Below are 7,480 nucleotides of genomic sequence, written 5' to 3'. Positions count from 1 at the left end.
TGCTCACCTTTGCTGCTAGGCATTTAGAGATTGAATTTTTGTTCTGGAAAACTCAGTTTAATCGAATTAGCGATTTGGGAGGTCGATCGATCGATCAACATTGTCTGTGGCCGGAGGATTGCAAAATGCTTGAATAATACATCGACATGATAAATCTTACCTTCTGGGGTAGTAGGGTTGCTTGCTTGCATCTCTCATGCCACCGCTAAATTGAGTACAATTATAGAACGGGACTTCCCGGCGGTATAGTTAATGGAGTCTGCCGATCGCCCCAAAATTCTGTAAAATTCTGTGGCCACCAGGAGGCTCACAGCTATCGGGAATCAGCTCTGCAAATATTTTGATTTGGCAAAAAACCCTAAAAACGTCGCGATGAAGAGTTCTACTGGCAAATTTTGGAAGCAACCGGCAATCTACATATTACTGCTGGTGACGGGAGCTGGGGCCGCCATGTTGGGCGATCGTCTGACGGCTTCCCGATTACCTGCAAATTCTGGCACACCACCAAGGACGCTGGAACCGAAATTACAACTCCCTCTGAATACTAAGCCTCAAGCGGGCAAAGTCTTGCCGCCGAATTCCCTGTCGGGGAATCCCGCTAATGCCAATTTTATTGTGGCTGCGGTGCAAAAAGTTGGTCCGACAGTGGTGCGGATCGATGCTTCCCGCAAGGTGAAAGCGGGAAATCGAGGGATATCGCCGGAGGATTTTTTTGGCTTAGATCCGAATTCAGGCGGCCGTGGCGGGGTGGAACGGGGTACTGGTTCGGGTTTTGTCATCGGTTCTGATGGCGTGATTCTCACTAACGCTCACGTTGTAGACGGCGCTGATACAGTAACTGTAACTCTCAGGGACGGCCGCAGTTTTCAGGGGCGCGTGTTGGGGGCTGATGGGGTGACGGATGTGGCGGTGGTGAAGATTGAGGCGAATCAGGTGCCTATGGTGACGATCGGCGATTCTGATAAACTGCTGTCTGGGGAATGGGCGATCGCGATCGGTAATCCTTTGGGTTTGGACAATTCGGTGACAGCGGGGATTATTAGCGCTACGGGGCGATCGAGTACCGAGGTGGGCGTACCTGACAAGCGGATCGGTTTTATTCAAACAGACGCTGCGATTAATCCGGGGAATTCCGGTGGCCCACTGCTGAATTCTGCCGGGGAAGTGATCGGCATGAATACAGCGATTATTCAAGGTGCTCAAGGATTGGGGTTTGCAATTCCCATTAAGGCGGCTCAAGAAGTTGCGAAGGAATTGATTGCGACGGGCAAAGTCGAACACGCTTATTTGGGCATTGAAATGGCGACGCTAACTCCTGAAGTGAAGGAGCAAATTAATAAAAACGGTAACAGCAGCCTTCGAGTTACAGTCGATCGGGGTGTGGCTATTATTAGTGTGGTGCCTGCTTCTCCCGCCGCTGCATCTGGTTTGCGGGCTGGGGATGTGATTCAAAAGATTAACAATCAGCCGATTATTCAGTCGGAAGCTGTTCAGGAATTCGTACAAAATGCTAGGGTTGGTGGGATTTTGCAAATGGAGATTAATCGCAATGGCCAAATACTCAAATTGAGTGTGAAACCAGGCAGTCTCCCCGTGCAAAAAGTTCGATAATTTTGTTCACAGTTGACAGTAGGAAAATAACCAACAACAAATAACAAATAACAAATAACAAATAACAATGACAGAAATCTTACCAATTTCACAATTAGGAAATCCTGTATTGCGCCACCGATCGCAATTTGTGGAGAATATTCAGGACGATCGCATTCAACAGTTGATTGACAACTTAATCTCTACAGTAAAACACGCCCACGGGGTGGGGATTGCAGCCCCTCAAGTCGCTAGGGGCGATCGGCTGTTCGTCGTCGCCTCCCGTCCCAATCTGCGGTATCCCCAAGCACCAACCATGGAACCCACAGCCATGATCAATCCCCAAATTCTAGCAAGTTCAACAGAAACAGTCAAAGACTGGGAAGGCTGTTTGAGCATTCCGGGGATACGGGGATTGGTGCCGAGAAGTCGATCGATTCAAATTGAATACACCAGTAGAGATGGCAAACTCCATCAACAAGAATTGACAGATTTTGTGGCTAGGATTTTTCAGCACGAACACGACCATTTAGATGGCATCGTGTTTTTAGACAGGGTGGAAAGCACCACAGAACTGATGAGCGAGGATGAGTACCAAAAGCAATTTGTGAACTTACTATAACACTTGATATAATTGGTAGTAACTGAGATCTTGCACCCGCAAATCAAAAGCTTGTAGGGGCGGGTTCACCAAAAGTTTTCTCATGGTGCAGACAGGTTAAATAAACCCGCCCGCACCCACAAAAAAGCCCCTGATTGATATTGGTGCAAGATGTCAGTAGTAACCGCAGTGATATTGTCAATAGGAGAGCAAATGTCTATCAACTTAGAAAAAGGCGGGAGAATCAATCTATCTAAAGAAGCACCGGGGCTAAAAAGTGCTGGGATTGGTTTGGGATGGGATACCAACGCTACCGACACCGGCGCAGCATTTGATTTAGATGCTTCCGTGTTTATGTTAGGTGCCAATGCTAAAATTCCCAGCGAAAAATACTTTGTTTTTTACAACAACAAAGAGTCACCAGATACTTCTGTAGTTCATCTGGGAGATAGCAGAACCGGAGAAGGATTTGGCGATGATGAAACAGTGACAGTCGATTTAACCAAAGTCGATCCGGCGGTGCAAGAAATTGTGTTTGTTGTCACCATTCACGAAGCGGAATCGAGGAGGCAAAACTTCGGCCAAGTGCGGAATGCTTTTATCAGAATTTACGACACTACTACTAACACAGAAGTCACTAAGTACGATTTGGATGAGGATTTTTCTAGGGAGACTGCGGTGGAATTTGGCAGACTTTACAAGAAAGATGGCGAGTGGAGGTTCCAAGCTGTTGGACAAGGCTACAATTCAGGTTTGCAGAGCTTTGTAGACAAGTATGCCGGATAAAAGGGCGATCGCATCCAGCTAAATAAATCAAGGGAAAATTCGGAAAAATCATGAATATTTCCCTTGATTTTAAATGCTACTAATTACAGGATAAAGTTAATGGGAATTCAATTAAGTAAGGGCGAAAGATTTAATCTTTTTCCAGCCAATCCTAATTTACAAAAAGTGTCATTTGCCATCGGATGGCAAATGAATCCAACCAGAGACAACTATGATATAGATGTTTCTGTATTTATGTTGGGCGCAGATGGCAAAATTCCCCATGAAAGATATTTTGTATTTTACAATAATCTGCGTTCCCTCGATGACTCTGTACACCTCTTAGGAAATCACCAAACTGGGAAAGACCAAGGAGACAAAGAGACGATAAATGTAGATTTGCATAAAATAAGTCCAGCAATTCAAGAAATTATTTTTGTCGTCACCATACATGAAGCACAGGCAAAAAATCAAAACTTTAGCCAAATCCACAATGGTTTTATTAGACTTTACAATTCCGAAACCCATAGCGAACTTGCTTGCTACAATCTCCAAGAGCATTTTTCACGAGAGACAGCAGTCGAGTTTGGCAGGTTATATAAAAAAGACGGAAAGTGGAGGTTTCAGGCTGTCGGACAAGGATACAATGCTGGCTTGAAAAGTTTTGTAGATAAATATTATGTCGAGCTTAAACAGGAAGATAATCAACCAGAAACTAACCTAAACAATTCAGCTTTTACTCCTCCAGAATTAGCAATAAATGAATTAGCAGCTACTGAATTAAAAATTCCTGAATTAGTGATTCCTGAATTAAAAATTCCAGAATTAGCAATAACTGAATTAGCAACTCCCCAAGTGAGTAACAAAAGTCAGAAAGCTATAGTCTTAGAAAAAAAACTGGAGGAAAAAGCGCCGCACATTTTCAATCTAGTTAAGAAGGCCGATATCTCCCTTCAGAAAGCAAATCTCACCAATCATGATGCTAAGGTAGCGCTGTGCTTGGATATTTCTGTCTCTATGTCTTCGCTGTACAGTGCGGGAAAAATTCAGCGTTTGGCTGAGAAAATTTTGGCTTTGGGATGTCGGTTTGATGACAACGCAGCGATCGATATATTTTTGTTTGGTATCAACTCTTACTATGCGGGGGAAATGACGATCGACAATTTCCCCAACTTCATCCATCATATACTGAAGCGATACCCTTTAGAAGGAGGTACTTATTATGGTAGAGTGATGCAGGAAATCAGAAGTTTCTATTTTCACGATTCTCGCGATGGTAGTCGCTACGCACCTATTAGCGCCGATAAGCCTGTGTATGTGATGTTTGTCACTGATGGAGCTACTACGGACGAGTCGGCAACCAAACAACAGCTACAATGGTCATCTTATGAGGCTCTATTTTGGCAGTTTATGGCGATCGGCAAATCGCAAAAAGATGTCAAAAATAAGGGCGTTGGCGGCTGGTTTTCTAGGGCTACAGCGAGCGATTTTAGATTTTTGGAGCAACTTGATGAAATGGGCGATCGCCACCTAGACAACGCCGATTTCTTCAGTGTAGAAGACCCCGAAAGTATTGCCGACGAGGAATTATACGATTTGCTGACAACAGAATATCCCAATTGGGTAAAATCAGCACGACTCAAAAATCTCTTACCCTATAGTTAGCCCTCAAAGGCTAATCAAATCTCCTGCTTGACAATCTTGAAACTTGACTTTTACCTTAACCAAATCACAAAACTATGGCTATCAATTTGACCAAAGGACAATCAATCATTCTCAGCAAAAGCGAATACGATTTATCAAGGCTGACAATGGCTTTGGGATGGGATGTGTCGAAAGCTAGCAAAGGTCTTTTCGGTAGAAGCAGCGGGGCGAATTTCGACTTAGATTCCTACGCTCTTTTATTAGGAGAAAACGGTAAATTAAAGAACTACAAAGACGATGTAATTTATTACGGTCATTTGGAATCAAAGGATAAAACAGTTGTTCACTCCGGCGACAATCTCACCGGGGCAGGAGATGGGGACGACGAACAAATAGTTGTCAAATTGAATGCTTTACCCCAAGAATATCACAAAATAGTTTTGGGAGTGAATATTTATGATGCTAAGGACAGAAAACAGCATTTTGGCATGATAGAAAATGCTTTTGTGAGAGCCTTGGATGCGACTGGGAAAGAAATTGCTCGCTATCGTTTGTCAAATGACCCTTCCTATGAGGGGAAATTAAATATGTTAATGGGAGAAGTTTATCGAGAAGGTAGCGAGTGGAAGTTTAAGGCTATGGGAAATCCTTTGGCTGAGGATATGAACGGTGTTGTCGGTTCGTTTATGCGGTGAAATCAAATCTGTTAAATTTAGGCTTGTAGGGGCGGGTTTCACCAAAAATATCAGCCAATAATGGATAATTTAAATAAACCCGCCCCAACCCAAAGATAAATCCGATAATTGTAGGGGCGGGTTTCACCAAAAATATCAGCCAATAATGGATAATTTAAATAAACCCGCCTCAACCCAAAGATAAATCCGATAATTGTAGGGGCGGGTTTCACCAAAAATATCAGCCAATAATGGATAATTTAAATAAACCCGCCCACACCCAACGGTAAATCCCATAATTGTAGGGGCGGGTTTCACCAAAAATATCAGCCAATAATTGACGATTTAAATAAACCCGCCCACAGCCAAAGATAAATCAATTGATGTAGGTTATTTGTGGGTGGGGGCGGGTTTATAGAGATTGTTTTTTGAGTTAGATATTGTTGGTAAAACCCGCCCTTACAAGATTTACTAATTTGTGGGTGGGGGCGGGTTTATAGAGATTGTTTTTTGAGTTAGATATTGTTGGTAAAACCCGCCCCTACAAGATTTTAGGGCGGGTTTATAGAGATTGTTTGTTGGAGTTAGATATTGTTGGTAAAACCCGCCCGTACAAGATTTACCAATCAATCTTTGACAGGCCGCATTGTCGGGAACATCACCGCATCGCGGATGCTTTGAGTATTAGTCAAAAGCATCACCAATCTATCGACACCGATTCCCATACCCGCACAATTAGGCATTCCTAAAGATAAGGCTTGAATAAAGTCTTCATCCATTGGATGCGCTTCATCATCCCCTGCATCTTTCTGTGCTAATTGTTCCTCAAACCGCTTTCTTTGCTCTTTCGGATCGTTCAATTCTGAGAAGCCGTTCGAGTATTCCATCCCGTTGATAAATAACTCAAAACGCTCGACAAATCCAGGTTTGCTGCGATGTCCTTTGGCGAGGGGACTGACTTCTACGGGAAAGTCAATGATGAAAGTTGGCTGAATTAGTTTTGGCACAACTAATTTGTCAAAGACAGCGTAGAGCACGTAGCCTAAACTCTGTTGTTCTAATTTAGAAAGGTGTAATTCTAGTTTAGTTGCAGAGGCGATCGCACTTTCGAGATCCAAGCTATCAAAATCCAACCCAAACTCGTCTCTGACAGCTTCCACCATCGTTTTCACTTCCCAGTGCAGGCCGCTAAAACTGGGATATTTTTCGCTGTAGTCGAACTTGCGTTCTAAACTAATCATCTGTCCCTGATTTTCAATTTCTTTGACATCCCCAAGTACAGCCTGAGCAGCGCTACACATGACATCTTCTACCACTGCTAAAATGTCGAAGTAATCTGCATAAGCTTGGTAAACTTCTATGGAGGTAAACTCAGGATTGTGGGTGCTATCAATCCCCTCATTTCTAAAAGCTTTTCCTAGTTCAAATACTCGCTCAAAACCTCCACAAATTGCTCTTTTCAGGAACAGTTCTGGAGCGACTCGCAAATACAAGTCCACATCCAAAGCATTGTGGTGAGTGACAAAGGGCTTAGCAGCAGCACCACCGTAAATTGCTTGCAGGGTCGGGGTTTCTATTTCATGAAAATCGGCTTTCCAGAGATAGGAACGGATGTTCCAGACGATGCGACTGCGGAGCATGAAACGGTTGAAAGCATCTTGGTTGCTAGCTAAATCCATTTCGCGGTGGCGACGGCAAACTTCGGGGTCGTTAATTCCGTAATAAGAGTCGGGAAATTGGATAGTAGCTTTTGATAACAGCGTGAATTGGCGCACTGAAATCGAAAGTTCTCCCTTTTGAGTGCGACAGCCGATGCCTTCGACACCAACAAAATCGCCGACATCGAGCAATTTTTGAATTTGCTTGAAGCTTAAACCGACTTCGCCTGTGACTATTTTTTTCTCGATTTTGAGTTGAATTTTGTCTGTGGCGTCTTTTAAATCGATGAAGCAAATGCTGCCACTGTCACGTTTGGAAGTGATGCGGCCCCCTACTCGCAGGGAAATTTCTTCGGGGTCGCTTTCTCCATTTTGGAGTTCTTTTCCCGGCTGACTAAATAATTCGCGAACTTGCAAGGTTGTGTGCGATCGCGCGTAGGATTGACTGGGATACGGTTCTATGCCTTGCGATCGCAGTTCGTCTACTTTTTGACTGCGGACTTCGGCTTCACTGAGAGTCATTCGTTATTGCCTGACTAAAATTGCAA

The 7,480-nt window shown here is 43.8% G+C and carries 7 protein-coding genes; 5 read left to right on the top strand and 2 right to left on the bottom strand.

Features of this window, described 5'->3' with window-relative positions; translation table 11 throughout:
- Positions 1 to 23: 23 nt before the first annotated feature.
- Entirely contained in the window at positions 24 to 191 is a 168-nt protein-coding gene (locus P2A85_RS28935) for a hypothetical protein (RefSeq protein ID WP_377476902.1), read from the bottom strand.
- A 181-nt stretch (positions 192 to 372) separates the two neighbouring features.
- On the opposite strand from P2A85_RS28935, the gene P2A85_RS28930 reads away from it, so the two are divergent.
- The 5 genes from P2A85_RS28930 (at position 373) to P2A85_RS28910 (ending at position 5,295) form a co-directional block, all read left to right on the top strand.
- Positions 373 to 1,611, top strand: coding sequence for an HhoA/HhoB/HtrA family serine endopeptidase (locus P2A85_RS28930; protein WP_377476901.1), 1,239 nt, complete (start codon positions 373 to 375; stop codon positions 1,609 to 1,611).
- 67 nt (positions 1,612 to 1,678) lie between these two features.
- Entirely contained in the window at positions 1,679 to 2,212 is a 534-nt protein-coding gene (gene def, locus P2A85_RS28925) for a peptide deformylase (protein WP_377476900.1), read from the top strand.
- 192 nt (positions 2,213 to 2,404) lie between these two features.
- Positions 2,405 to 2,977, top strand: coding sequence for a TerD family protein (locus P2A85_RS28920; protein WP_341732175.1), 573 nt, complete (start codon positions 2,405 to 2,407; stop codon positions 2,975 to 2,977).
- Between the two features lie 99 nt (positions 2,978 to 3,076).
- On the top strand, positions 3,077 to 4,621 hold the full coding sequence (locus tag P2A85_RS28915) for a TerD family protein (RefSeq protein ID WP_377476899.1): 1,545 nt from the start codon (positions 3,077 to 3,079) through the stop codon (positions 4,619 to 4,621).
- Positions 4,622 to 4,695: 74 nt separating this feature from the next.
- A complete protein-coding gene (locus P2A85_RS28910) occupies positions 4,696 to 5,295 on the top strand; it encodes a TerD family protein (RefSeq protein WP_377476898.1) in 600 nt (199 codons plus the stop codon).
- A gap of 605 nt (positions 5,296 to 5,900) precedes the next feature.
- Here P2A85_RS28910 and lysS read toward each other — a convergent pair.
- A complete protein-coding gene (lysS, locus tag P2A85_RS28905) occupies positions 5,901 to 7,454 on the bottom strand; it encodes a lysine--tRNA ligase (RefSeq protein WP_377476897.1) in 1,554 nt (517 codons plus the stop codon).
- Positions 7,455 to 7,480 lie beyond the last annotated feature (26 nt).

The organism is Microcoleus anatoxicus, from assembly GCF_042465725.1.
GTDB classification, from domain to species: domain Bacteria; phylum Cyanobacteriota; class Cyanobacteriia; order Cyanobacteriales; family Microcoleaceae; genus Microcoleus; species Microcoleus anatoxicus.
The sequence above is the reverse complement of the archived record's forward strand: the minus strand, read 5'-3'. Positions and strand labels throughout refer to the sequence as shown.

Coding starts and splice junctions, on each gene's coding strand:
- P2A85_RS28935 (WP_377476902.1), bottom strand. CDS start 191: ATGCAAGCAAGCAACCCTACTACCCCAGAAGGTAAGATTTATCATGTC.
- P2A85_RS28930 (WP_377476901.1), top strand. CDS start 373: ATGAAGAGTTCTACTGGCAAATTTTGGAAGCAACCGGCAATCTACATA.
- def (WP_377476900.1), top strand. CDS start 1,679: ATGACAGAAATCTTACCAATTTCACAATTAGGAAATCCTGTATTGCGC.
- P2A85_RS28920 (WP_341732175.1), top strand. CDS start 2,405: ATGTCTATCAACTTAGAAAAAGGCGGGAGAATCAATCTATCTAAAGAA.
- P2A85_RS28915 (WP_377476899.1), top strand. CDS start 3,077: ATGGGAATTCAATTAAGTAAGGGCGAAAGATTTAATCTTTTTCCAGCC.
- P2A85_RS28910 (WP_377476898.1), top strand. CDS start 4,696: ATGGCTATCAATTTGACCAAAGGACAATCAATCATTCTCAGCAAAAGC.
- lysS (WP_377476897.1), bottom strand. CDS start 7,454: ATGACTCTCAGTGAAGCCGAAGTCCGCAGTCAAAAAGTAGACGAACTG.